This window comes from Helicobacter sp. 10-6591, from assembly GCF_003288805.1.
GTDB lineage: Bacteria > Campylobacterota > Campylobacteria > Campylobacterales > Helicobacteraceae > Helicobacter_F.
Genome location: NZ_NHYK01000011.1, coordinates 22,679 through 47,246 on the forward strand (window position 1 = coordinate 22,679; position 24,568 = coordinate 47,246).

The 24,568-nt window shown below is 39.2% G+C and carries 23 protein-coding genes and 1 tRNA gene; 11 read left to right on the plus strand and 13 right to left on the minus strand.

Annotation, left to right across the window (positions count from 1 at the left end; all coding sequences use genetic code 11):
• Positions 1-3: 3 nt before the first annotated feature.
• Complete coding sequence (gene carB / locus CCY97_RS04785; protein WP_112064348.1) at positions 4-3,282, minus strand: carbamoyl-phosphate synthase large subunit; 3,279 nt, start codon at positions 3,280-3,282, stop codon at positions 4-6.
• A 290-nt stretch (positions 3,283-3,572) separates the two neighbouring features.
• Between carB and trxA the strand changes: the two genes are divergently transcribed.
• Positions 3,573-3,896 carry a thioredoxin gene (trxA, locus tag CCY97_RS04790; RefSeq protein ID WP_112064349.1) on the plus strand — a complete coding sequence of 108 codons (324 nt, stop codon included), beginning with the start codon at positions 3,573-3,575 and terminating at the stop codon, positions 3,894-3,896.
• Between the two features lie 20 nt (positions 3,897-3,916).
• Here trxA and CCY97_RS04795 read toward each other — a convergent pair whose 3' ends face one another.
• Positions 3,917-4,660 (minus strand): hypothetical protein, encoded by a 744-nt coding sequence (locus tag CCY97_RS04795; RefSeq protein WP_112064350.1) that lies wholly within the window; start codon positions 4,658-4,660, stop codon positions 3,917-3,919.
• Entirely contained in the window at positions 4,632-5,903 is a 1,272-nt protein-coding gene (coaBC, locus tag CCY97_RS04800; protein WP_112064351.1) for a bifunctional phosphopantothenoylcysteine decarboxylase/phosphopantothenate--cysteine ligase CoaBC, read from the minus strand. The genes CCY97_RS04795 and coaBC overlap by 29 nt, the downstream gene beginning before the upstream one ends.
• Positions 5,904-6,045: 142 nt before the next feature.
• Here coaBC and hisB point away from each other — a divergent pair, with 142 nt between their 5' ends.
• Genes hisB through CCY97_RS04820 form a run of 4 tightly spaced genes read left to right on the plus strand, consistent with a single transcriptional unit; the run spans position 6,046 to position 8,676 of the window.
• Positions 6,046-6,648, plus strand: a complete 603-nt coding sequence (gene hisB, locus CCY97_RS04805) for an imidazoleglycerol-phosphate dehydratase HisB (protein WP_112064352.1) — start codon at positions 6,046-6,048, stop codon at positions 6,646-6,648.
• Positions 6,645-7,145: an HAD hydrolase family protein gene (locus CCY97_RS04810; protein WP_112064353.1), complete on the plus strand. Its 501-nt coding sequence runs from the start codon at positions 6,645-6,647 to the stop codon at positions 7,143-7,145. The genes hisB and CCY97_RS04810 overlap by 4 nt, the downstream gene beginning before the upstream one ends.
• Positions 7,120-7,671 (plus strand): hypothetical protein, encoded by a 552-nt coding sequence (locus CCY97_RS04815; RefSeq protein ID WP_112064354.1) that lies wholly within the window; start codon positions 7,120-7,122, stop codon positions 7,669-7,671. Before CCY97_RS04810 ends, CCY97_RS04815 begins: the two co-directional genes overlap by 26 nt.
• Before the next feature lie 39 nt (positions 7,672-7,710).
• A complete protein-coding gene (locus tag CCY97_RS04820) occupies positions 7,711-8,676 on the plus strand; it encodes an SPOR domain-containing protein (RefSeq protein WP_112064355.1) in 966 nt (321 codons plus the stop codon).
• Positions 8,677-8,801: 125 nt separating this feature from the next.
• Here CCY97_RS04820 and CCY97_RS04825 read toward each other — a convergent pair whose 3' ends face one another.
• The 5 genes from CCY97_RS04825 to selA form a co-directional block, all read right to left on the minus strand.
• Positions 8,802-9,836 carry an AAA family ATPase gene (locus CCY97_RS04825; RefSeq protein WP_181562829.1) on the minus strand — a complete coding sequence of 345 codons (1,035 nt, stop codon included), beginning with the start codon at positions 9,834-9,836 and terminating at the stop codon, positions 8,802-8,804.
• A 19-nt stretch (positions 9,837-9,855) separates the two neighbouring features.
• Complete coding sequence (locus tag CCY97_RS04830; protein ID WP_112064357.1) at positions 9,856-10,896, minus strand: aliphatic amidase; 1,041 nt, start codon at positions 10,894-10,896, stop codon at positions 9,856-9,858.
• A gap of 204 nt (positions 10,897-11,100) precedes the next feature.
• On the minus strand, positions 11,101-12,174 hold the full coding sequence (locus CCY97_RS04835) for a hypothetical protein (protein ID WP_112064358.1): 1,074 nt from the start codon (positions 12,172-12,174) through the stop codon (positions 11,101-11,103).
• 9 nt (positions 12,175-12,183) lie between these two features.
• A complete protein-coding gene (selB, locus tag CCY97_RS04840; protein WP_258456991.1) occupies positions 12,184-14,073 on the minus strand; it encodes a selenocysteine-specific translation elongation factor in 1,890 nt (629 codons plus the stop codon).
• Complete coding sequence (gene selA / locus CCY97_RS04845; protein WP_112064360.1) at positions 14,033-15,457, minus strand: L-seryl-tRNA(Sec) selenium transferase; 1,425 nt, start codon at positions 15,455-15,457, stop codon at positions 14,033-14,035. The genes selB and selA overlap by 41 nt, the downstream gene beginning before the upstream one ends.
• A 104-nt stretch (positions 15,458-15,561) precedes the next feature.
• Between selA and CCY97_RS04850 the strand changes: the two genes are divergently transcribed.
• The 4 genes from CCY97_RS04850 to CCY97_RS08495 all read left to right on the plus strand — a co-directional run bounded on the left by CCY97_RS04850 (position 15,562) and on the right by CCY97_RS08495 (position 17,160).
• A tRNA-Sec gene (locus tag CCY97_RS04850) sits at positions 15,562-15,659 on the plus strand.
• Between the two features lie 21 nt (positions 15,660-15,680).
• Positions 15,681-15,947: a flagellar biosynthesis protein FliQ gene (gene fliQ / locus CCY97_RS04855; protein ID WP_112064361.1), complete on the plus strand. Its 267-nt coding sequence runs from the start codon at positions 15,681-15,683 to the stop codon at positions 15,945-15,947.
• A complete protein-coding gene (locus CCY97_RS04860; protein ID WP_112064362.1) occupies positions 15,947-16,747 on the plus strand; it encodes a UDP-N-acetylmuramate dehydrogenase in 801 nt (266 codons plus the stop codon). Before fliQ ends, CCY97_RS04860 begins: the two co-directional genes overlap by 1 nt.
• Before the next feature lie 281 nt (positions 16,748-17,028).
• Positions 17,029-17,160 (plus strand): hypothetical protein, encoded by a 132-nt coding sequence (locus CCY97_RS08495; RefSeq protein WP_258456993.1) that lies wholly within the window; start codon positions 17,029-17,031, stop codon positions 17,158-17,160.
• Positions 17,161-17,164: 4 nt separating this feature from the next.
• On the opposite strand, the gene CCY97_RS04865 is transcribed toward CCY97_RS08495, so the two are convergent.
• From CCY97_RS04865 to CCY97_RS04875, 3 genes are all read right to left on the minus strand, one after another.
• Positions 17,165-18,502: a M99 family carboxypeptidase catalytic domain-containing protein gene (locus CCY97_RS04865; protein ID WP_258456994.1), complete on the minus strand. Its 1,338-nt coding sequence runs from the start codon at positions 18,500-18,502 to the stop codon at positions 17,165-17,167.
• Positions 18,503-18,645: 143 nt separating this feature from the next.
• Positions 18,646-19,305, minus strand: a complete 660-nt coding sequence (locus CCY97_RS04870) for an NTP transferase domain-containing protein (protein ID WP_112064363.1) — start codon at positions 19,303-19,305, stop codon at positions 18,646-18,648.
• Positions 19,295-20,521, minus strand: coding sequence for a hypothetical protein (locus CCY97_RS04875; protein WP_112064364.1), 1,227 nt, complete (start codon positions 20,519-20,521; stop codon positions 19,295-19,297). The genes CCY97_RS04870 and CCY97_RS04875 overlap by 11 nt, the downstream gene beginning before the upstream one ends.
• Positions 20,522-20,616: 95 nt before the next feature.
• On the opposite strand from CCY97_RS04875, the gene CCY97_RS04880 reads away from it, so the two are divergent.
• Positions 20,617-21,819 carry a 2,3,4,5-tetrahydropyridine-2,6-carboxylate N-succinyltransferase gene (locus tag CCY97_RS04880; protein ID WP_112064365.1) on the plus strand — a complete coding sequence of 401 codons (1,203 nt, stop codon included), beginning with the start codon at positions 20,617-20,619 and terminating at the stop codon, positions 21,817-21,819.
• On the opposite strand, the gene CCY97_RS04885 is transcribed toward CCY97_RS04880, so the two are convergent.
• Together CCY97_RS04885 and CCY97_RS04890 are read right to left on the minus strand one after the other, a co-directional pair.
• A complete protein-coding gene (locus tag CCY97_RS04885; protein WP_258456995.1) occupies positions 21,816-22,067 on the minus strand; it encodes a hypothetical protein in 252 nt (83 codons plus the stop codon). The genes CCY97_RS04880 and CCY97_RS04885 overlap by 4 nt on opposite strands.
• 12 nt (positions 22,068-22,079) lie before the next feature.
• Positions 22,080-22,955, minus strand: coding sequence for a 3'-5' exonuclease (locus CCY97_RS04890; RefSeq protein WP_112064367.1), 876 nt, complete (start codon positions 22,953-22,955; stop codon positions 22,080-22,082).
• Between the two features lie 67 nt (positions 22,956-23,022).
• On the opposite strand from CCY97_RS04890, the gene purH reads away from it, so the two are divergent.
• Complete coding sequence (gene purH, locus CCY97_RS04895; protein WP_112064368.1) at positions 23,023-24,564, plus strand: bifunctional phosphoribosylaminoimidazolecarboxamide formyltransferase/IMP cyclohydrolase; 1,542 nt, start codon at positions 23,023-23,025, stop codon at positions 24,562-24,564.
• The last annotated feature ends 4 nt before the right edge of the window (positions 24,565-24,568 follow it).

Here is a 24,568-nt window from a genome sequence, read left to right on the forward strand (position 1 = left end):
TTGTTAGAGGTATTCTTGCAACGCCACAGCTTTGTTTATATCTCGCTTTCTCATTGCCTCAAGTGCCAGTATTACCATATTAGCAGCACTAAGGGTTGTAAAATAGGGGATATTGTCCTTGAGAATCTGCGCTCGGATAAGTGCAGTATCGCCACGATTTGATTTGCTATCGCTTGTATTTATCGCCATGGCAATCGCGCCATTTGTCATAAGATCTGTGATATTTGGTCTGCCTTCTGATATTTTTAATACAAGTTTTGAGAGGATTCCAGCTTGTGAGAGAGCTTTGTGGGTGCCACTCGTAGAGCAAATGCTAAATCCTAGCGCAAGAAGTTTTTTGGCTAAAGGAATGGCTGCTTGTTTGTCTTTGTCATTAAGAGAGATAAAAATCTCACCTTGGAGTGCAATAGTATTCTTGCATGCAAGCTGGCTTTTGGCAAAACTTATACCTACATCATCTGAGATTCCCATAACTTCACCTGTGCTTTTCATCTCAGGTCCTAGACTCATATCCGCGCCACTGAGTTTGTTGAACGGAAAAATAGATTCTTTAATCGCTACAGATTTGAGTGCTTTGTGTCTGTAAATCTCTCCGCTGAAATCTACATTATGGAATCTGTCGTAAAACTCTAGTGCCTCTTTTAGATTACCCTGCCACATCACACGCGTAGCTACTTTTGCAAGAGGAATGCCTGTGGCTTTGCTCACAAAAGGTACAGTGCGTGAAGCACGAGGATTGACTTCGATGAGATAGATTTTTTTATGATAGATTGCGTATTGTACATTCATCAATCCCACTACTCCAAGATTTATGGCAATTTTTGCGCTTAAGGTTTCAATATGCTCTAGCATTTGAGAATCTAAGCCAAAAGGTGGCAAGCAGCTTGCGCTATCTCCGCTATGAATCCCAGCCTCCTCTATATGCTGCATAATACCGCCAATATAGACCTTGCTCCCATCACTTATACAATCCACATCAAGTTCCAGCGCACAATCAAGAAATTTATCAATCAGCACAGGCGAATCTTCGCTTACCTTAACTGCCTCTTCCATATATAACTTGAGCTCATCCTGGTTATCCACAATGCGCATAGCCCGCCCACCAAGTACATAGCTAGGACGCACTAAAATAGGGAATCCTAATTTTTGAGCGAAGTCAAGTGCTTCATCTTTTGTGTGTGCTATTGCATTTTTTGGCTGCAAGAGCTTGTTTTCTTCTGCAAATTGTGCGAATCTCTCTCGATCTTCAGCCTTATCGATAACTTCAGAGCTTGTGCCTATGATCTTGGCTCCCATGAGATCTAATTGTTTTGCAAGTTTGAGTGGTGTCTGTCCGCCAAAATGCACAATGATTCCATCTGGATTCTCATTTCTAATCGCAGCTTGGACATGTTCTATATCAATTGGCTCGAAATATAATGTATCGCTTGTATCATAGTCTGTGCTTACTGTTTCAGGATTGCAGTTATACATAATGCTCTGCACCCCTAAATCTTTGAGAGCAAAACTCGCATGCACACAGCAATAATCAAATTCAATGCCTTGTCCTATGCGGTTTGGTCCTCCGCCAATGATAAGGACCTTTGGTTTTTTTGTTTGCTGTAATGTGATGTTTTGCTCTATCTGGGAGTTGTAAAGTACATCTTCTTTATCTACAATTTTGGAATACAAATATGGCGTCAGGCTTGGAAATTCCGCCGCACAAGTATCCACTTCATTATATACATGGAGAATCCCTAGCTTTTCTCGTGCTTGCGCTATGTCGCTTTCCCGCAGATTCAAACCGTAGGTTTTATTGAGCAATTTTGCAAGCATTTTGTCGCTAAAGCCCTTTTGCTTGAAAGCAAGCATTTGTGCTTTGTTATTCACAATTTCTTTGCTTATAGTTCTCTCCATCGCTACAATTGATTGTATTTGATGCAAAAACCATTTATCAATTTTACTGAGCGCAGAGATTTCCTCTATATCTAATCCACAGCGGAATCCATCAGCGATATAAAGAATCCGATTTGCGTTTGGACGACGGATTTCTTGCTCGATAGTTTCTTTGTCATTGCTTAGAGATTCAAATCCGCTAAGTCCTAGTTCAAGACTACAAAGTGCCTTTTGCAAGCTCTGTGCGAAATTCACCCCAATGGCCATCACTTCGCCAATGGATTTCATACTTGTAGTGAGGGTGGAATCTGCATTAGGGAACTTCTCGAAAGTGAATCGTGGAATCTTTGTAACGATGTAATCGATACTAGGTTCAAAGCTTGCAGGCGTGCCTGTAATATCATTTGTAATCTCATCTAAAGAGAATCCAACAGCAAGGAGTGTAGCTACTTTAGCAATCGGATAACCGGTGGCTTTGGAGGCAAGAGCTGAACTACGAGATACGCGAGGATTCATCTCAATGACAGTCATCCTGCCATTTTGCGGATTTATCGCAAACTGCACATTAGAGCCTCCTGTATCCACTCCAATTTCGCGTAGGATTTTAAAGCTGGCATCGCGCATTCTTTGGTATTCTTTATCGGTTAATGTGAGTGCTGGAGCGATGGTTATAGAATCTCCGGTATGCACACCCATAGGATCAAGATTTTCAATGCTGCATACGATAATGCAGTTATCTGATTTGTCTCGGATAACCTCCATTTCAAATTCTTTCCATCCTAGCAGGGATTCTTCGATAAGAATTTCATTTATGGGACTTTGGGCTAATCCATTTTTTACTAAGACTTTGAATTCCTCAATGTTGTAAGCTACTCCACTTCCTCCACCAGCTAGGGTATAGCTAGCACGGATAATAAGAGGGAATCCTATCTCTTGTGCTGCAAGCATTGCCTCTTCTTGATTATACGCATAGCGCGATTTGGGTAAATCCATTCCAATTTTTAGCATCGATTCTTTGAAAGCCTGTCTGTCTTCACCTTTTTTGATGGCTTTAGGATCTGCTCCTAAGAATTTTATACCCTCAAGCATTCCTTGCTCATACATACTCATTGCCACATTAAGTGCGGTTTGCCCGCCCATAGTAGGCAATATCGCATCAACATTTTCTTTTTTGATGATATTGCTAATAATCTCTTGTGTGATTGGTTCAATATATGTTTTGTCAGCAAAGTCTGGATCTGTCATTATTGTCGCGGGATTGGAGTTTATTAATACAACTTTGTAGCCTAAACTTTTTAAGGTCTTTGCTGCCTGTGTGCCAGAATAGTCAAACTCACATGCTTGGCCTATAACAATAGGGCCAGAACCGATGAGTAAAATTGTAGAAATATCTGTTCGTTTAGGCATACAATCCTCCAAGGGTAAAATCCCAGAAATTATAAAAAAACTGCTATAAAACGAACATAAATAATGCATGTAACTTGGCGTATCTCATTTGGGTATAGCTACTTCAAACATCAAGTCAATAGATTCTATGAGTGTTAATTTGGCTCAAGCAAAAGGTTGCAGATGAAAGTTTATGCGAATTTGGTTTGTTGCTAAAAACGTCAAGTTGCAAAAATTCGCATTTATTTCACAAATAAAGCTTTTTGCGTGTATAATCCAGCCCGCGAACACATTTTAAAAAGGAGTTAGGAATGGGAAAATATATTGAACTTACAGAAAGTAATTTTGATTCTGTGATTTCTGAAGGTGTATCGTTAGTAGATTTTTGGGCTCCATGGTGTGGTCCTTGTAAGATGTTGGCGCCAGTTATTGATAAGCTTGCAGAGAATTATGATGGTAAGGCAAAGATTTGTAAGGTCAATACTGATGAGCAGACGGCGCTTTCTCAAAAATATGGAATCCGCAGTATTCCAACGATTTTCTTTATGAAGGACGGAAAGGTCGTAGATCAGATTATCGGAGCAGTGAGTGAAGCAGCACTTTCTCAAAAACTTGATAATGTCTTGAGTTCGTAGAACTTGGTTAGAGGATTTCTCTAACCCCGCAGATTTAATAAATTATCCTCTTGCGTTTCAAATAATACTTTTAGCTTTGCATCATGTCTTAGACTTACTTCATCAAATCCCCCTAAGCTTTTGAGATTCTGTTCTAAAAGCCAGAGTGTGCTTTCAAAGTTTGTTTTTATATCAAGCCGTAATCTTGGGTGTAGAGAATCTATAAAGCTGATCATGCCTCCAATGATTCCTAGAGTGGGCATGATTGCTCTAAAGATTAGGATCTGTTTGTCTCCTTTTATTTGCAGAAGGCAAGGTTTTTTGCCTTTATCCTCAAAACTAATATTGAGAACTTTTTGTCCCAGCCCCAAAAGTACAAAGCCAAGATATTGGAATTCTTCTTTGCTGTGGGTATTTTGCATCTGAGATATGACAAATTCACCCAGTGCTGCGAAAGGTTTTTGGGAAGCAAGGGTTTCTTGCAAGGTAATAGAATCTAACATACTTATTTGTACTATTGCGAGCGCTTTTGGTTGGGGTGTGATATTGCTCAAAACAATGTTGCTAAATCTGTCATTGTTCATTTGTCCCCAATATTTTTGTCCTATTACTAATGGCTTGTAGCTGGTAGTTTGTAGGGTTTTTGTACCAATCTGTACGAGGTATTCATAATTATTAAGCTTTTTTAGTACATGGAGTGTTACTGGCAAACGCGCATTAAAATGCAAGTTTTTTGCACTCAAAGTATCGAGAGTTTTAGCAATCTGTGTTATTTTGCGTAGCATTGCATTCTAAAGCGAAACGAGCAATCTGAAGACTCAAAGTGAATTTGTCTAAAAGTGGCGTTTGGATACAAGAGTTGTGGTTAATAAATGTCATTTTGTTGTATTCACTACCAAAGGAATTATCAGAATCCAATACATTCAGACATACCATAGTGCATTGTTTTTTATAGAGCATCTTTTTTGCACACTCCAGCGCGTTTGTGTCGTTATCCTCGGCCTTAAAGCCGATTTTGATAAATTCTTGCGGGCTAAGAGATTCCAAAATATCAAAATTTTTTTCTAGCTCTAATGTAAAGCTGTCAGCAAGATTCTCTTTTTTGAGTTTTGTTTTGCTTTTGTTTTTAGTTTTAAAATCAGCAATAGCACCCGCCATAAACAGATATGGCTTATCCATACAATCTTGTCTAGCCTTTAAGATAGCTTCGTAGTACTCCATTGTGCTTGAAACCCGGATGCATTTTATAGCACTTGGCAATATGCTGTAAAAACTCGAGCTTATGAGAGTAACTTTTGCTCCAAGACAAAAAAGTGCCAATGCCAAGTAATTGGCTTGTTTGCCGCTAGAGAGATTGCCTAAAGTGCGCACATTATCAATGGCTTCCTTGCTTCCTCCCCCACTTATAATCACTTCCTTGGCATTCCAAAACTCTGCCAGATTTGCAAAATCGCGTTTTAAGATTTCCCCTAAGATTCCAGCAACTAAATCATTTGTCTCTGCAAGTGCGCCATCGCCAAATTCTCCGCAAGCCAGCAAGCCTACTCTTGATTCTATGATTTTTACTCCAAGTGTTTTGAGTGTAGCGATGTTGTTGGCAGTTTGTGTTGCTTGGAGCATAACAGTATTCATAGCAGGGGCGAGAATCTTTGGAGCTGGAGTCGCGAGCAATGTGCATAGAGCTACATTGTCTGCTATCCCGCAAGCAAATTTTGCAATCATATTCGCACTTGCCGGAGCTATGAGAATAACTTCTGCCCATTTTGCATAGGTTATGTGGTTTGGCGCTTGTGGATTTTCCCAGCTTTGATTGGAATCTAGCAATACAGGATTCTTGCTTATAGCTTCAAAAATAAGTGGATTGATAAATTTCGCACTACTTTTACTCATTACCACTCTAGTTTGCGCTCCTAATTTATTGAGCAGGCTTAAGAGATCTAAAATTTTATATATTGCAATGCTTGCGCTGACTGCAACCAAAATATGTTTGTTTTTGAAAAATTTCTCTAAGAAAAAATATTTATCCATGCTTCCTATCCAAGCTTTAGAATCGAGCTCATGAGGGCTTTAAGCAAGTAAATTTTAGCAATCTTTTGATAAAATAGCGGCCTTTTGGATTATAAAAATCCTCACTAAGCTTTTTGCTAACGACTTTCTAAGAAGGAGTGTTATGCCATCACAGATTCCTTATACATTTTCGCGCAAAACAAAAGAAACAGATATTAAGCTCAATATTTCGCTTTATGGGAAGGGCAATGTTTGTGTGAAAAGCGGAGTCGGGTTTTTTGATCATATGCTAGAAGCATTTGCTAAGCACGGATTGTTGGATTTAGAGCTTGAATGTGTGGGTGATACACATATAGATTATCACCATAGTGTGGAGGATTGTGGCATAGCTTTAGGTAGCGCGCTAAAAGCATTGCTCTATCCATTAGAAGGTGTGGAGCGTTTTGGTAATGCAAGCGTAGTAATGGATGAGGCAAATGTGGAATGCGATATTGACTTGGCAAATCGTGCATATTTGGTGTTTGATATGGATGCATACCATGGAGAGTTTAAAGGCAAAATAGGGGATTTTGATATTGAGCTTGTAGAGGAATTTTTTAAAGCTCTTTGTTTTAATGCAAATATGAGTGCGCATATTGTTCTGAAACGAGGCAAGAATTTGCATCATATTGTGGAGGCAATTTTTAAGGCTTTTTCACTTGCTTTGCGCAGAGCTTTGGTTGTAAATCCTAGAATCATAACTCCTAGTACAAAAGGTGTTTTATGACAAAGATAGAATTACTTCTTTTAGATGTCGATGGCACACTCACGCGAGGAAATGTAACTTACACACAAAATGGTGAAGAGATTAAAAGTTTCAATATCAAAGATGGTTTAGCACTTCATGCATGGAATACAAAGCTTGCTAGAAAGAGTGCTGTTATCACGGGTAGAGAGTGTGAGATTGTCAAAAAGCGAGCAGAAGAGCTAGGTGTAGAGTTTATTTACACAGGGGTGAGTGATAAAGGCGCAGTAGTTAAAGAAATACTCGCCACATTGAATCTGGAAATTGATCAAGTAGCTTGCATCGGTGATGATTTGAATGATTTGCCTATGTTTAGGTTGATTAAGCATTCTTATGCTCCAAAAGATTGTGCAGATGACATAAGAAAAGAAGCAAAGGTCTTATTGCGTAAAAAGGGTGGAAAAGGTGCAGTGCGTGAGATGATAGAGGATATTTTGCGCAAAGAGGGCAGAGATGAGCTTAAGAAATATTTCTCTTAGTGTTTATGTATTTTTTGTTGGATTGCTTGTGTTTAGTCTTGCAAGTATTATGTTTTTTAAACAAGACCAAAACCACAATAAAGATATAGGCACTAATATCCCTAGTATAGAAATACGAGATTTTACTTTCTATCTTTTGAAACTCCAGGAGCTTGGACTTATGGCTGAAGGCGGCACGCTTTTGCGCTTTAATACACACGATGAGGCTTATGAGCTTTTTACCCACCAGCTAGATTCCCAAAAAAATAAATCCGAGATTTATACACCATTTGTCAATGCAAAAAGGGATATGTATTATTTTCCGCAAAATGTCCAATTTATACGAGAAGATGGGTTGTTTTTATGGAGCAAAGAAGGTGTGTATGATTACAAGAAACGACTTTTTAAGGGGCAGGGAGAGTTTTTTTTGAGCAAGGGAGATACAGATTTGAAGGGGTTTGACGTGGTTTTTAACCAAAGTACAGATTTTGTGAGTGGCATAAAACTGAGTGGTGTCATAGAGCTTAGAGATTCTCAAGCACAATAGAATCCAAAAAATACTTTAAGAAAATTGGAGTTTTAAGGAATGCATAAATTTGCAGGATTTATTGATAGAAAATTTTTTTATGCATTTATGTTATCCGCTTTGAATTGCGTAAGTGCCTATGGTATAGATATAGATACATTCATAGAGGATAAAGAATCAACTGCTCAGAAAAATGCTATTGTCAACCGATTTGAGCATGACAACAAAAATACCTACAAAAATTTCTCGCAAGATTATGACGACTTAGATGCATACAGAAAGGGTATAGATTCTAATTTGGGCGGGGAGCAAATGAGAGAATCTCCTAGTATGCAAGCTATAACAATGAATTCCTATCTTATCGCTGAGAAGTGGTACCACCCAAAAGAAGCAAATTTGAATGATACTTTTGAAGGTGTGGCGGGGATGTATGATTTTAAATTTCGTATCAAAAAAACTTCAAATGGTGAAATCTATAATATGCATGCTCACACTGCAGCGCATACAACCCTTCCTATAAATACGGTCATAAAAGTTTATAATTTAGAAAATGGCAAGAGCACAATAGTGCGTATCAATGATAGAGGGCCTTTTACCAAAGATCAAATGATTTTGTTAAGCAATGTTGCTGCACAAGATATTGGTATGACAACCAAAGGCAGCGCGAAAGTCAAGATCAAAGTAATTGGCTTTAAAGGCGTTGTTGATGCTACATTACAAAATGAGCTTAAAATCGATGAGGTCTCACAAGAAGAACCTCAGACGACTCCACAACAAACCTTGCAAAAGTCTCCCCAACGTTTTGCTATACAAGTAGGTGCATTTAGAAACAAAATCTATGCGATTGAAAGACAAGAACAATTTGCTTCTTATTACCCATACACAACAGCAATCAAGCAGGTATTTGATTCTGACAAAAGAACATTTTATCGCGTATTTTTGGAAGGTTTTAAAAGCCAGCAAGAAGCTAGGGATTTTATGAAAAACCTTAAAGGTTTTAAAGACGCATTTATCACAAAAGATTAGCGTTGGGAGTAAGGTTGCCAAGACAGTAGTCAAGAGAGTAAGGTTGTCAAGAAAGTAAGATTCTCAAGAGATTGGTTTGTAAGAGTGATTCATAAATAGCTGTGCTTAGGGACAACGCCTAGCTCTTAGCCAATTACAAAATCATCATTTTGTAAAACCACATTGCTACTAAGTTTAGAATCTAATACCCTCTCAGCCACAAGTGGCAATATATTTTGAGCTATCAGCCTTTTAATATCTCGCACACCATAGGTGAAGTTGTATGCTTTTTGTAGTTTGTTTCGTGCTTCATTGCTTAGATTGATTTTATGCTTTGTGTTTTTCTCAATCAAGGCAAGCTCTAGATCAATAATGGCATTAAGATTTATCTTATTAATGCTTGAGTAATAAATCAAGTTATCAATGCGATTGACAAACTCTGGTAAAAAATTCTTTTCAACAATTTTTTTGATAATTTTATGCTCTTTTTTTGGATTGTTTTTACCCATTTTTTGCTGGTAGGCAAAGACTTCTTTTGCGCCAAGATTGCTTGTCATTAAAATAATAGAGTTTCTAAAATCAATCTTTTTAACCCCCGAACTCAGTGTAAGCTCCCCGCTATCAAGCACATCAAGCAAAGAAACTAGCACCTCCTTGCTTGCCTTTTCTAACTCATCAAAAAGCACCACAGAAGGCACACTATAGCTTCCAGCAATGACATTAGCATCAAATAAGGTATTACCCTCCTTAGAGCCTACATAACCTGGAGGCGCACCTATTAAAGATGCTGCATAATGCTCCTGGGCTAGAGTATTCATATCAATGCGACAAAGATTTGAGCCATCTTTACTGAGTGCTTTGGCTAGAAGCTTGGCAGTTTGGGTTTTGCCAACACCAGTTGGACCTAACAAAAGTGCCACCGCCAAAGGGCGATTTGGACTGCTTAATTCCGCTTTAATCACTTTAAGCATTTTCTCTAGCATCAGCAAAGCATTATCTTGCCCTATCAGGTTACTTCTAATAAAGCTCATAACCTCTGGCACTTCAAATTCAAAGCGACTAAGGAATCTATCGCTTTGTTTGTCTTGCTTTTTGTTTTGCTGGGGTTGCTCAACTTGCTGCTTGTCATTTTTACTTGCTTCTTGCTTGAAAGATTCTAACTTGTCAGTGATAAAAGGCATTTTGCACTCCTTGCTGTTTTTATTGCTCTTTTTCTTTGCCTTCATGCGGCAGATTTCCAATAGGACATTCTGCTACGCCTACCGTTGAGCGCGTGATTTTCTCCACATTTTCTTGTGCTTTTTTGGCATCCATTACCCAAGTTTTGTAAAAGTCAAACGGGCAATCTGCTATACCCTTATCCCCATCTCCGCTATCAAATACCCCGCTATATCCACGGTGCAATAGCTTGAAGAGATGGTTTTGGCTTTGGTCGTATTTGCGTGAGTTTCTGATTTCATGCAAAGAAAGCTGTGCGTATTGGATTCCATTTTCCTCTTCGCCGCATTCCCCTAATGTGCGTCCATCAAAGCCTATAATATTAGAGTGTCCAAAGTAAGTATAAACGCCATCAAAGCCTGAGGCATTTGCCACTGCGATGTAGCATTGGTTTGCCCATGCCATAGTCTTTACAAGATTAACCTGCTGGTCTTTTGCTGGATACATATAGCCTTGACATCGCACAATGAGCTCTGCTCCCTTCATCGCACAATCACGCCATATCTCAGGATAATTCCCATCATCGCAAATAATAAGCGAGATTTTCATACCCTTAGGACCATCAACCACATAGGTTTTATCGCCCGGATACCATCCTTCTACAGGACACCAAGGGAGGATTTTGCGATATTTTTGCACTATCTCGCCTTCATCATTAATGAGGATGAGAGTGTTATAGGGTGCTTTATTGGGATGATCCTCGTGTCTTTCGCCTGTGAGAGAAAACACTCCCCATACTTTATTTTCTTTGCAAGCTTGGGAGAAGATTCTCGTTTCATCGCCCGGGATTGTTGCTGCTGTATCAAACATCTCTTGCCTATCATACATAATGCCCATTGTGCTGTATTCTGGAAATATAATTAAATCAAGTCCGGGCAAGCCTTGTTTTACGCCCTTTAGCATATCAGCGATTTTTTTACAATTTTCAAGTACTTCAGCTTTTGTGTGCAGTCTTGGCATTTTGTAATTAATCACTGCAACGCCTACGGTGTCTGGGTTACTACAAATATCACCATGTCTCATAATCTGCTCCTTAAAATTTGTATTTTGAAGACAATGAAGTTGCCTTCAATTTATTGATAGCATATTTTCAAACAATGGATGTTTTGAAAGACAAGCAAAAAATTTGGGTATGTGTAATTTGGTATTTGTGCAAAAATCTCTTAAAGAAATATTCGTATATCAGGGAGTTAGAGGCTTTGAGAGGATGAAAGAAAGCGCTTGTATTTAAATATCAAGTTTTCTTAGTGTCTTATACACATATGCGATTTTTTGTGCTATGGCATGGAGTTGATTGTGGGATAGATTTCTAAAAGAAATACTAAGCAGTTCTCTGCGCTGAGATTCTTCATAGCCCATAGATTCTAAGACATAAGAAGGCATGAAGTTTCCTAGCATACAATCCTGCCCATTTATCACACAAATTTTCTCTATCAATAAACTTTGTGCAAGCACTCCAGCCTTTATGCCAAAAAGTCTTAGCGCAAGTGCATTATTCGGGCAAGAATCCAGAGGCACAAAAACATCAGGCTTAAAGTCTTTGAGCGATTCTTGGAGGGTTTGGAATAAAAATGCATTTTGTCTGTGTGCGCAATATTCTTTGAGCGTTTTGTTGTCTGCTAAGTCTTGTAAGCACAAGAGACTTGCATCAAAGAAAGCATTTGGAGTGGGTGTTTGCAAAGAGAAGCCCTCATAAGAATGCGCTATAAGACCATGTCCTTTGGATAAGCCAAGCCTTCCAAAATCAAGCACAAAAAGCACTCTTTCATGCCTGAGTTTTTCCACACTCTTAAAATCTGCATTTTGTAGCAGGCTTGATATTTCTACAAACAGCAAAGAATCTTCACAAGATTCTAAAAAGCTTAGCGCTGCATCAAGGTTGTTGTAGCTGAGGATATCCTCATTTATCGCGGGGATAAATAATATCTTGCGCGCTTTGGCATGGAGTGCTTGTGAGCTAGCAATCTCTGCAAACTCAAGCAAAATAGGCTCTATAGCAGAGTGTGATTGGCAGATACTTGCTGTAGCTTGGTATGCCTTGTAGGCTTGATGAGAGAAACTAGGAAGAATAGCTATGTTTTCACACCCGAGATTGAAAAATAATGCAAGAAAGCCCTCTTGCGTGCAGTGAAAAAACTCTACTTTCTCAGAATGCAGAAGTTTTGCGATTTGTTGTTTTGCATTTTTTTGGCTTTGGGAATCTTGCAAACTGAAAGGGTTGGCATTTGGAAAATCTTGGGACAGCAGCATTTGAGCCTTTTTGTTGATTGGAAAATTTGCAAAATAATCAAGCCGATACATTTTTTCCCTTTAAGTGAATTTGAGTTTTCTTTTGTGTTCTTCTTTGTAAATATCTTGGAAGTTATCGAGGTATTCAAGATAGCTGATGAGATATTTACGACTTAATGGGAGATATTTTTTGAAAAGCGTTATATCGATATAGGTGTGCTGTTTGATGATTTTTCTCATTAATACATTGAGATCGTTTAATGCAGCGGCGGTGATAAAGAGATTGTGATTCAAACGCACGATTTTTTTTGCAAGACAGAGATTTTTTAGTGCTCTATCTCCTAGGGATCTATCAATATCTAATTCGTCATAAAGGTTGTAAGGTGCTATGGGAGAGAATTTCTGATTCTCATAAATAGAGTAGATTTTTTGGGAGATGTATTCGTCAATATTTTGAATCTGATTGTTTTTGGCAAGATAAAGAGAATTTTGCTTAAGTATGAAATGCTGTGTGTATAGAGAATCTAAAGCATCTTGTAGAAAGCTCAGACTTGCCCAGCGGAATTTTATTTGTAAGCTGTGAGCAGAGACGAGCGCGTTTTTGTTCTTTAAGAAAATATCTAAGATTTGTGTTTTGAGATTTTCAAGCTCACTCAGTGGATAGAGCACCAGATCTTTTGAATCAAAAAATATATCCGTGATATTTGAAGCAATGCTAATTGCTTGGGAATGAGAAAGCCCAAACCTCTGGGTTGCGCACACAAGCCCAAAGCCATGCCTGTGAATCTTGCTTAAGATTTTAAAGGCATTTTGGAAGTCTTTTTCTAAAAGCCTGTGCAAAAGAGGGATTTTGTCCTTTTTTCTCATAGGATCGCTGATTGGGTTGAGTACTCTGCCGCCGCCAAGCAATATATTGCCATTACGTAAGACAAAGGGTTGCCAAAACACAGAGTAAATACTCTCCTCAGCGCAAAGACACGCAAAGCTGGCATTTTCCCCTTCGCTTAAGATATTTATTCTTACATTGATACGTTGCGTCCCTAAATAGAGTTGGCAAATCGTATTGTTTTTGGGTGGCTGCTGTGTGTGTAAATACACATCGATAAAGTTTGAGCCACGCACAAATCCCTTTTGTGTAATGAGCATGCCGCGTGAGAGTTCATTAGCACTAATCCCACTAAGATTAAGCGCGACACGATGAGAGGGCGTGGCTGTATCAGATGGAGTATCATGGATTTGAATCTGACGTATTGCTACTTCTTTGTTAAGCTCGCATACAAAAACTTTTTGTCCTTGCGTGATTTGTGCTCCTAAAAGCGTGCCTGTAACCACACATCCAGAACCTGAGAGACTAAAGGCTCTGTCAATATAATACATAAGCATACCAAGCTCGCGATTTGGCGGCTTTGGCACAAGATCTAGGGCTTGTGTGATTTGCTGTGTATAAGATTCTGGTGTAAGAGCGCTAAATTCATAGATTCCAAGAAGAGCAATCTGCAAATCTTTGAAAACAGATTCTATTTCGCATTTGCGAGCATTCAAAGTTTCTTTGCTCACCTTATCGACCTTGCTAAGCACGCAAATACAAGATTGTACGCCTAAAATATTTGCAATCGCAAGATGCTCAAAACTCTGGGGCATAAGCCCATCATCGCTAGCTACCACTAGACAAAGTACATCAATACCAAAAGAGCCAGCTATCATATTTTTTATGAGTTTTTCGTGTCCTGGCACATCTATAAAGGCTACATTACGATTTGGCAGGCTGAGATGAGAAAAGCTCAAATCAAGTGTAATCCCACGTTCTTTCTCTTGTGCAGTATTATCACCATCAAAGCCATTTAATGCACGTACAAAAGAGGTTTTGCCGTGGTCTATATGCCCTGCAAGCCCTACTATTATGTCATTTTCCCCACTCATAGCGTTTCCTTTAAGAATCTTCTGGGTTTTGACTAATGTTTTGTAGTGCATTTATAATAAGCTCTTTGTCGCCATCTAGTAATGTGCGCATATCACAGATGACATAATTCTTCTCGATACGCGTGATAATACTAAATTCTTGTCTCAAGCGAGATTCCAAGTCCATAGCGCAAATAATCTTGTGTCTTATCCCAATACCAAAACTTTCAAATCTTATATTTGGAAGGCTTCCTCCACCTGAGAGTGAATCTAATGGCAGAAGAGTGAAACTAAATGTGTTATTTATATTACTTTGTAATGTTGTGAGAAATTCTTGTGCATGTTCTTTTAACTCGCTTGGCTGTAAAGACAGCATGTGAAGTGTAGGAATATTTGCGTAGTCATTGTGCAAATATGCTTGTAAAGTCGCTTGCAAGACACTCAAAGTCAGTTTATCTACTCGTAATGCACGCAAAAGATGGTTGGCCTTGAGTTTGTCTACCAATTCTTTTTTGCCAGCGATAATACCCACTTGTGGGCCGCCAAAAAGCTTATCACCGCTAAAACTCAACAAAGAAGGAGGGTTTTGAAAAATTTCCTTTAAGCTTGGTTCTTTGATTCCTTTGGCAATAGGCTTCTCTCCGTTAAGCAAATCTTGCACATAGCCACTTCCTAAGTCGTAATAATCAATCAATCCCTTTTCTTTGCACAATGCGTTTATTTCTTTTATATCCACTGCTTTAACAAAGCCTATTTGTGTGAAATTACTTTGGTGGGCTTTCATAATAAGCGCACTTTTAGGATTGATAGATTCTATGTAATCGTGCAAATGTGTTTTGTTTGTAGAGCCTACTTCGCGCAAGATACAGCCAGCAGACTTCATCACTTCTGGGATTCTAAACTCCCCACCAATCTCAACAAGCTCGCCACGCGATATGATAACTTCCATATCTTTAGCAAAAGTCTGCAGGATAAGGAACACCGCACTTGCATTATTATTGACAAGCAAAAATTCTTGTGCTCCAAAGAGTGCCTGTAAGAGTGTATTTGTATGTGTATAGCGAGATGAGCGCGAGCCTTTTTGCAAATCATATTCAAGCGTGTTGTAGCGCGTAAGAATAGGGGTTATCTCCTCTATGATTTTTTGTGCAAACACACTCCGTCCCAGATTGGTCTGTATGACCACACCGCTTGCATTTACTACAGGTTTGAGTGTGGCAGAAGTGAGCGTATCATAATGGGTTTTGATGGTTTGTGGGAGAGAGGCGAGTGTGTTTTGAATCTGTGAAGGTGATAGGGCATTTTGCATAATCTTTGTGCGCAAGTCTTGGAGATTTTTGCTAATAAGATTTTTTAGCAATGATTTGTTGCAGTCTCGAAAAAGTTCGTGAGAAAGCAGGAAATCGACTTTGGGAATGTTTTTTAATTGCTCAATTGACTGCTTTTGTGTGTGCATAACTTACACCTTAATTTAATGGGAGTGTGCAATTATACTTTAAAGTTTATAGTGATTCACTAAAGTTCCTCTCAGTTAGTATCGCGTATAATCCCACAGTATTTGGGAGGCAAGTGTAGCTGGTGCGCACCTTAGGCTTCAAACCTAATGTAGGGCTAGATGACTAGTCCTTGGGGAGTTCGATTCTCTCGCCTTCTCGCCATATGAAATTAAGGTTCAACTGATGGAATCCCAACTGATGTCTTTAGCTATCCAAACTTATAAACTTACACTTATTCTTTCGCTTCCTATGCTTTTGGCAGGACTTATCGTAGGACTTTTAGTGAGTATTTTCCAAGCTACTACACAGATAAATGAGATGACTTTGAGTTTCGTACCAAAGATACTAGCAGTTGTCGCTGTGATAATCTTTAGCATGCCTTGGATGATTAGTATGATTACAGATTACATGACTATGCTTATAGAGATGATTCCACATATCAAGTTTTGATGCGTACAGAAATTATTGATTTTGCAAGATACTCGAGTCTGCGTATCGGGGCAAAACTCCGCGTGTGTCTTATACAGTCCCAAGAGGATTGCTTGGCATTACAGAAGCACACAATAATTGGCAGGGCAAACAACCTCCTTGTATCTCCAAACGCTAGAAATCTTGCGATGCTAGATTCTGCGATGTTTGAGAATATCAGCTTAGAAAAAGACCACATACTCATAGGAGCGGCTACTAGCTCCTCTAGGATTTTTCGATTCTATAAGCAGCATAATCTCGCTGGTGCGGAGTTTTTGAAAGGATTGCCCGGATCTCTTGGTGGGATTATCAAAATGAATGCTGGGCTAAGGGTTCTTACAAAAATGTATGAGATAAAAGAGCAATTGCTAGAGGTAAATATCAACGGAGAATGGCTAGATTCTCATAAATTACATTTGGCCTATCGCACAAGCAATATTTGCGGGGTTATTTTACAAGCGCGTTTGAGAGTGCAAAAAGGCTTTGATGAGACATTAGCCAAAGAATTTTCGCTTATCCGTGCGAAACACCCTAAAGAGCCAAGTTGCGGGAGTTGCTTCAAAAATCCTGCCAATGACTTTGCAGGCAGACTTTTAGAATCTGTGGGGTTAAAAGGTTTTAGTATAGGTGGTGTAGGCTTTAGCGCGCAACACGCAAATTTTTTGGTTAATCTAGGAAATGGGAGTTTTGGAGACGCACTAAAACTTATACAGCTTGCCAAATCACGGGTGTATGAGAAATTTAAGAAAGTATTAGAACCTGAAGTGCAAATCATTGGATAGGAATCTTTTCCAAATGCTTAATGTTTTTTAAGGAGAAAACATGTGCAAATCTCACATCTGCTCTACACTTGTCTTTAGTATCTCTTATGGGCTTGCTAATGGAGTAATTTCGCAAACTATTAACGGGGGGGGGGCGCCTCTAGAGTCTCGTAATACACTATATTCTTATTCTAGGGCTGATTCTGCACCTACAAAACCCAGCGAATTTTGTTTCAGATGCGCATTTTGTAGGTGTAGATGGTGTAAGTTTTAAAAGTGCAGGGATTTCGCAAGCGCGTAATTTGAGTTTTTTAAGTTTTGGAGCAAGTTATGTCTTTTCACATTTGATTCTAAGAGCAGAGTATAGTATTTCTCTTAATGGTGGTAGTCATGAAGATGAAGTTATGAATATCAATCTACGTTATGGATTTTAAGATTCTATTCAAATTCAACAAGAATCATTCCGCTAAACGCATTGCCTTTGTAAAACTCCACTCGATAGAGCTTTGCATTTATATCGAGGGCAAACTTTTTGAGCATCGCCTTTTTCTGCACTAAGACGTCAAATTCTTGGGGTTTCTTTGCGATGTCATTGGGCTTGATAAATCCAATGACATTTGCACGGTAGCCGTCTTTATTGTGCAGATAGAAATTATCTTTGACTTTGAGGATGGAGCCAATTTTTACTTCTTGTCTTTTGCCATCTACTTGTATATCTATATGCTCCAAGCTTTTGTCAAACTCCAAATACAAAGGCTTTATGCGAGCCATTGTGCGATTGCCATATTTTAAAAATACCATAGAATCTGCCTTGAAATCGCCCTCTGGACTGAGGCCTAAAATATAGCTTTTGGATTCTAATGCCAGATTTTGCACATCTCCTTTTGCGCTCAAAGGTATAGGGAAAAAGTTGATGGGTGATTTGAGATGGAAAAGTGGGATTGTGATAGAAGAATCTATCGTGAGTGTGAGATTCTTGTCGTTGATAAGTGAGGCTATTGTCTTTGGTGTGAGGTCGAAATTGCGCTCAAACTCCACTCCTACAGCTTGCAAAAATCCCTCAATGCCTAATAGATGGTAATACACCCTTTCTCTGAGAGGCAATGTCTTTGAGGCCTCATGTGCAAAAGCTGGTTTGCCATTGGTTATCGCAAAATAAGTGAGGCTTTTTTGCATTTGCTTGTCTTTTATGGCGGTATGGGTGTTGTGGATATGGTATTTGTGGAATGATTTTAAAAGCCCTGTGTTTGTGTGTGCTACGATTTGCTCTACTATCTCTTTGAGATTCCCAAAAGGCTCTACATTAATAGAATCTTGATCGATAATCGAGCAGTTTCCCCAACGTTTTGGATTAAAAGTCTCATTTATATACTGCTCTCTGTAAAAGCCACTTCCGTCATGCATATGAAAAACTGCTTGGATCTCTGCTTTGAGAATCTGCTCCTTGATTTTTTGTATCACTCCAAATTCTGGGTCGCGTTTGCTTAAAGTAGCAAATTTTCTATTGAGATCACCATAGATCCCTCTGCTGTTGTAATACATAGAATGTGGGCTTAAGACAGGTATCACTCTCACACTGCCTTTTTTGATTGTGTAATACTGCAAGAAAAGATTTGTTGCGTTGTAAGCACCTGGCTCATCACCCTGAATCCCGCTCATAATAAGTACATTGTGTCCGCTTTGTGCTCCTTGCATATCATAGACTTTAAAATCAATGGGCGCTATACAGAATAGAAAATGCAGATTGCATACGAAAAACAGAAAAACTCTACCCACTCTTAATACTCCTTGTTGTTTTCAATACAAATTTTGGATGTTCAAGGCTTAGCAAAAGCGCGCATTATAGCATATTAGCAAGGCTTTGGAGGGATTGTAAGCCCGCTTAGAATGCGGAAGATAGACTTTAAGAAAAACGCTTTTTATTCTTTATTTATCTCATGAGATTGCAATGCAATCTGTGCATTTTGGTAGTCTTGGAGTGTATTGAGATTAAAGCTTAGTGTATTATCATCAAGCTCCAAGCTCAAGTGAGAGAGAGAATCTATAAGTTTAGAGACTTTCAAATCCTGCGCTTTCAATGCCTTGTTTAGAGAATCCAGTGTGCTTGTATGCCAAAGTGAGATAAGAAAATGTTCTTTTCTTTGATTATTTGCCAAGATTTGCGTGATGTAGCCTACTTGCGTTTCAGGCGAGCTCTTGATTTGCCCAAAAAGCTGCTGGAAATGCCAAGGAGTGATGAAAGGTGAATCCACACTGGCAATCGCTACATATTTGCTCTTGTTCTTAAGTGCATATACAAGAGCGCTTTTTATTCCAAAAAGTGGAGAGAACAAGGAGGCATCTTGGTAGTCTGGTTGTTGTTTGGATTCTATTAAAAGAGGCAAGTTAAGCGCGCTAAATCTCTCATCCGGGCTTTTTGTGCAAAGTAGCGTTTGCTTAAATCCTTTAGAGAGCCTGTTATAGACAAATTCCGCTAAAGACATAGAGCCAAATTCAAGCAATGCTTTGTCTTGACCCATTCTGCTAGATCGCCCACCACAGAGAATGACACAAGAGATAGACATGGTATTAAAAGGCATATTCTATGAAAGTCTTAAAGTAGCTTGAGTTTATGCTATTAGCACTTGTGCGTCTTTCTTGTCGCATGTACACAGCCACAGCACCTAGATTCCAAGAGTTGCTTGTCATAAATCCTACTCCTACGCTGATTTGTGTTTGTTTGCCGCCGTGTGTGCGAATTTTTATACCATTTGATTGTCGGATATGGAGGTTAAAGCTGAGATTTTCAAGCTTGAAAGCCCCAAAGCCATAAAAAGATTCTGTTTGTCCATAAAACATGTTCGTTGCATTACTGCCATTATGCCATCCACCCGGCGCTATCACATTGAATAAAAATGGTGTGTGATCATCTGCTTCAAACACAAACTTATTACCAAGATAAGCGTTTATAAAGTCTTTTTCGCCGATTTTCACCCAACCAAGCCCAGTGATAAAGGATTCTTTGTAATGCATACTTATGCGCACAAATCCTAGATAAGTATGTCCAATGTCTTTTTCTCCATGAAAGAATGCATTCTCAGGTGCGCGTAAAAGAGGCATAAGGCTATGAGAATATGCAAAGTGTGAGAGTGCTTGCAAACTCCAAGCAAGAGAGAAGGGGATTTGTAGATAAATATTTGCGCCAGCTGTATTGAAAATATCCACAAAATGGTATTCATACAATCCTATGGAACTTGTCTTGTTGCCTATTTGTACACCTATGACAAGCATGTCTTTTGAGTTGTATTCCTTTTGGAATTCCTCGAAGTTTGATTGTTCTTCACGATTGATATGGGCTTGTTCGTTTGCATAGGCTGCATAGATTCTAAGATTTGTACTCTGGGTGAGATCTTGTTTGTAATCAAGCAAGCTTCCTTGTATATGCTCTCCTAGCCAGTCTAGATTGGATTCAAATCTGCCTAGTTGTGCGCTGAAATTATTGCTTTGGTAATGCAAGAAACCCTTATTATTGACATAGCTTGCTCGTGAGTAGTCTTTGATATTCTCTTTTGGGTCACTCAAAAGAGCAAGCGCGCCAAAAACTCCAAGCGACAGCACAACATCTTTGTGGGGTTTGTGGCTGAGTATGCCGGAGAAATTTAATGTGCCATAAGAATCTTTGTTTGCTCCAAGGCTTGAGCTTTTGACAAAGCTACCTATATATCCACTTACTTCTGAAAAATCCTCGTGGTTTTCTTCTTGGCTGCTAGCATTACTAAAAGTTATCAAGAAAAAAAAGAGGAAAACTTGTCTCATTGAGAAGCGCCATTGTTTTTGGGCTTATTATAACACATGCCTTTTGACTAACTTCTGCTACAATCCCCTCCCTATCTTGAATCTAAGGAGTATATATGCAAGGTTTTAAAACTTTTGTGGATAATTTTCAGAAAACACCAAATTACAGACAACCTTTAGGCTTTGGTATCGCTCGTGTGGATATTGGTAAAGGTGGCAAGATTCTGTGTGCAAGCTATCCACTACTGAATTGGCAGGGAGAAAATCTTGGCACTTTTGCAGTTTTGCTCCAATCTGCCTTGAATGCTAAGAGTGTTATCAGCGAAAACCAAAATGAAGCACTTTATGGCGTCAATGGTGAGTTTCTTAAGAGTGCGTTAGAGCTGTATTCACCATTTTTAAGCGAATCTTTGAGTGATGAGAATATGCACAAAAATATCCAAATCATCTTAGAACTCCAAAAAGTCGCCAACAAAGGCAAACTGATGAATAAAAAGGGCGAAGCGAAGTATAGATTGTGTGTGCTGTATACTGATGAGGTGTGTAATAGCGTAGAGAGTGTGTATATGAAGCTTTTAGCGCTTTCTTTGGGAAAAGCCCCTCTAAGGAGTCTCAATCTCAATGGAATCTTTGCTCTGCTAAGCAATGTAGCATGGAGTGGCAATAAGCCCTATGAGCTTGAGTGGTTGCGCAAGAATGAGATAAAGTTAAAGCTGAAAGGCAAATTCCCAAGTATTGATTTTGTCGATAAGTTCCCTCGCTATCTTATGCAAGTCATTCCGCAATATGACAATATACGGCTTTTGGATTCTGCTAAAACCCGCTTTGGGGCATATCTGGGTAAAGGTGGCTATACGCAGATGCCCGGCGCAAGCTATGTGAATTTTAATGCTGGCGCACTTGGTGAGTGTATGAATGAAGGCAGGATCAGCTCAAGTGTGATCGTAGGTGAGGGCAGTGATATAGGTGGTGGTGCTAGTATTTTAGGGGTCTTAAGTGGCGGAAATAGCGATCCTATTAGCATTGGCAAGAACTGCCTTTTAGGAGTGAATAGTTCTACTGGGATTAGCTTGGGCGATGGCTGTATAGTCGATGGTGGGATAGCAGTCTTAAGCGGGACTGTTTTTGAGATTTCAAAATTTGAAGCTGAAAAGATCGCAGAGATTAATCCGGGATTTATCATCAATCAAAGCAATTTGTACAAAGGCAAAGAACTTTCGGGTAGAAATGGAATCCACTTCCGCCAAGATTCTAAAAACGGGCATATGATAGCTTTCAGAAGCAATCGCAAGATTGAACTAAATAGCGCACTACACTAAGGCTTTTTGTCGACTAATCCCAAAAGCCAATCTTTATTGGATTCTATGTGGTTGGAGGATTTTTCTAAAAGATTATCGCGGATACTCTCTAGCTCACTGAATTCTAAGACTTCCATAATGTCCTTATTGAGATATGTTTGCTGCAGTTTAGAATCTCTGTGGGCTATGTTGTTAAGCAAAGCTTGGATTTCATCTATCAAGCCTTGCTTGGTTACTAATTCTCCGCTTTTTGTAAGGTAGGTTTGCATTATCCCCCCCCCCTAAGAGAGACTTTCTAGCTCTTGCTTTATCTGTGCGCTGAATGCAGCATAATACTCTTGTGTTTGTGGAAGCTTTTGGATGAGCTCATCCAAAAGCCTTGCATAATCATTCTTTAAAAGTTCCCCTTTTAAGATGAGATATTTCAAATAAAGCCAATAGGTGTTAAGCACATCGCTTTGGCAATAAGATTCTATACGTTCTAATGCTTTATTCTTATCATCACTGCCAAAGAAGCATTCATATACCTGCGCACCATTCATATCATATTTGCCTACGATTCCGCTCATTTGGCATAAGGTATCAAGATTGAGGTTGCGTACAGAGCCAAAGTTTCCTAAACTCTCAAACAAATCTGTATGGAATCTCTCACTGTATCTTGAGCGATAGTTTTCCCATTTGGTTTTATTGTGCTGCGGATTCTCTATTTCAAAAAGTGCGTTTGCACTGAGGTTGTAGCGCATGCAGCGCAAGGTGAGTACTATAAGATCAAATCCCCTGCCATTGAAACTCACAAGACTTGGCTGTTTTTTATTAAAAAATTCCCAAAAATCAGCCAAAAGTGCGGATTCATAAGAATCAAGAAGTTCTTTGCTTATGAGGTTTTGCTGTGATTGCAGATTCTCTAAAAATGTTTGTTTTGCTTTTTTGCCGAAGTTGCCTATTTTTATGACTGATCCAAATTCATCGCACAACACACTTGAGATACAAAGCACTCTATGGAAAGGGATTGGTAAAAATTCAGAGCCGCTTTTTTCTTTTTGTAATGCAAAAGCTTGTCTGCAAATTTCTAATTCATTAAGCTCTGGCTGCAAGTCAAACTTGGCGCATAATAAATGCGTATCCGGCACACTCTCTATATCAAGCACACACACCATTTCAGACTCCTTCTTATATTGATATAAGTTACAATTCATTTTATCATAGGCATGAGGAGCGAAAAGAATGTATGCATTATTGAGCGTGAGTGATAAACAGGGAATTTTAGAATTTGCCAAAGAGTTAAGAGAGCTTGGCTTTGAGATTCTGAGTACTGGCGGGACACTGAAGCATCTCAAAGACAATGCTATACAAGCACTTGAAGTGAGTGAATACACACAGAACGAGGAGCTTTTTGATGGGAGGGTGAAGACATTACACCCAAAGATTCATGGCGGAATACTCTACCAAAGGAGTAATGATGCGCATTTACAAACTGCCATCAGACACAATATAAACCCCATAAGTCTTGTGTGTGTTAACCTCTATCCATTTAAAGAGACTATTGCGCGCACCGATGATTTGTGTGAGATTATTGAAAATATTGATATAGGTGGGCCTACTCTTGTGCGTTCAGCAGCCAAAAACTTTGAATCCGTGCTCGTACTCACAGATCCTAGGGATTATAAGCGTGTAATCCAAGCGCTTCAAGACGACCAAAATACCATAGAACTACGCAGGGAGCTTATGATAAAGGCTTTTTCACATACGGCAAGTTATGACTGCATCATTGCAAATTATATGAATGCAAGATTTTGCGATGGTTTTGGAGAAAAACAATTTCTTGTAGGTTCTAAAGTGTGTGCAACGCGCTATGGCGAGAATCCACACCAAAAAGGCTCTTTGTATGAGTTTGATGGATTTTTTAGTAGGCATTTTAAAATCCTCAAAGGTGAAGCGAGCTTTAATAATTTCACGGATATAAATGCCGCGGTTATGCTTGCAAGCGCATTTGGTACGCAGAAGGCAGTGTGTATCATAAAGCATGGAAATCCTTGTGGATTTGCTATCAAAGAGAGCTTACTAGATTCTTATGTGAGTGCACTTAGATGTGATAATGTAAGCGCGTATGGGGGAGTGGTCGCAGTAAATGGCATAGTGGATAAGGCTTTGGCTATGAAAATCAATGAAATTTTTATCGAAGTCTTAGTGGCAGCAAATATCACACAAGAGGCACTTGAGATTTTTGGCAGCAAAAACCGTATGAAAATTTTCATGCTTGCAAACACTTCCCAAGACACTCTCTATTATCCCTATGACGATTATGATTTTAAACATATACAAGGTGGGTTTGTCTATCAAAGTAGTGATAAGGTGACCCAAGAAGAGATAGCAAACGCGCAGCTTGTTACAAAAAAGAGTGCTAGTACTGAGCAAATGCGAGATTTAGAAATCGCTTACAAAATAGCGAGCTTGACAAAGTCAAATTGCGTGGCTTATGTCAAAGATAGTGCTCTTGTAGGTATTGGCATGGGTATGACAAGCCGTGTGGATGCTATTCGTGCTGCATTGCATAAGGCTAAGGATATGGGATTGTCTTTAGAAGATGCCACTCTTGCTTCAGAGGCATTTTTTCCGTTTCGAGACAGCATTGATTTTATAAAAGATGTGGGGGTGAGTGCGATTATCCAGCCTGGGGGTAGCATACGTGATGATGAGGTTATAGCTGCTTGCGATGAGTTTGGCATAGCGATGTATTTCACGCATACAAGGCATTTTTTACATTAAAGAG

Excerpts from the sequence above, each read along its gene's own strand:
- coaBC (WP_112064351.1), bottom strand. The coding sequence starts at position 5,903 with ATGGATAAATATTTTTTCTTAGAGAAATTTTTCAAAAACAAACATATT.
- CCY97_RS04825 (WP_181562829.1), bottom strand. The coding sequence starts at position 9,836 with ATGCCTTTTATCACTGACAAGTTAGAATCTTTCAAGCAAGAAGCAAGT.
- CCY97_RS04875 (WP_112064364.1), bottom strand. The coding sequence starts at position 20,521 with ATGAGACAAGTTTTCCTCTTTTTTTTCTTGATAACTTTTAGTAATGCT.
- CCY97_RS04890 (WP_112064367.1), bottom strand. The coding sequence starts at position 22,955 with ATGGTGTGTGTGCTTGATATAGAGAGTGTGCCGGATACGCATTTATTA.
- trxA (WP_112064349.1), top strand. The coding sequence starts at position 3,573 with ATGGGAAAATATATTGAACTTACAGAAAGTAATTTTGATTCTGTGATT.
- selA (WP_112064360.1), bottom strand. The coding sequence starts at position 15,457 with ATGCACACACAAAAGCAGTCAATTGAGCAATTAAAAAACATTCCCAAA.
- carB (WP_112064348.1), bottom strand. The coding sequence starts at position 3,282 with ATGCCTAAACGAACAGATATTTCTACAATTTTACTCATCGGTTCTGGC.
- CCY97_RS04880 (WP_112064365.1), top strand. The coding sequence starts at position 20,617 with ATGCAAGGTTTTAAAACTTTTGTGGATAATTTTCAGAAAACACCAAAT.
- selB (WP_258456991.1), bottom strand. The coding sequence starts at position 14,073 with ATGCACTACAAAACATTAGTCAAAACCCAGAAGATTCTTAAAGGAAAC.
- hisB (WP_112064352.1), top strand. The coding sequence starts at position 6,046 with ATGCCATCACAGATTCCTTATACATTTTCGCGCAAAACAAAAGAAACA.
- purH (WP_112064368.1), top strand. The coding sequence starts at position 23,023 with ATGTATGCATTATTGAGCGTGAGTGATAAACAGGGAATTTTAGAATTT.
- fliQ (WP_112064361.1), top strand. The coding sequence starts at position 15,681 with ATGGAATCCCAACTGATGTCTTTAGCTATCCAAACTTATAAACTTACA.
- CCY97_RS04815 (WP_112064354.1), top strand. The coding sequence starts at position 7,120 with ATGAGCTTAAGAAATATTTCTCTTAGTGTTTATGTATTTTTTGTTGGA.
- CCY97_RS04835 (WP_112064358.1), bottom strand. The coding sequence starts at position 12,174 with ATGTATCGGCTTGATTATTTTGCAAATTTTCCAATCAACAAAAAGGCT.
- CCY97_RS04885 (WP_258456995.1), bottom strand. The coding sequence starts at position 22,067 with ATGCAAACCTACCTTACAAAAAGCGGAGAATTAGTAACCAAGCAAGGC.
- CCY97_RS04870 (WP_112064363.1), bottom strand. The coding sequence starts at position 19,305 with ATGCCTTTTAATACCATGTCTATCTCTTGTGTCATTCTCTGTGGTGGG.
- CCY97_RS04810 (WP_112064353.1), top strand. The coding sequence starts at position 6,645 with ATGACAAAGATAGAATTACTTCTTTTAGATGTCGATGGCACACTCACG.
- CCY97_RS04795 (WP_112064350.1), bottom strand. The coding sequence starts at position 4,660 with ATGCTACGCAAAATAACACAGATTGCTAAAACTCTCGATACTTTGAGT.
- CCY97_RS04860 (WP_112064362.1), top strand. The coding sequence starts at position 15,947 with ATGCGTACAGAAATTATTGATTTTGCAAGATACTCGAGTCTGCGTATC.
- CCY97_RS04830 (WP_112064357.1), bottom strand. The coding sequence starts at position 10,896 with ATGAGACATGGTGATATTTGTAGTAACCCAGACACCGTAGGCGTTGCA.
- CCY97_RS04820 (WP_112064355.1), top strand. The coding sequence starts at position 7,711 with ATGCATAAATTTGCAGGATTTATTGATAGAAAATTTTTTTATGCATTT.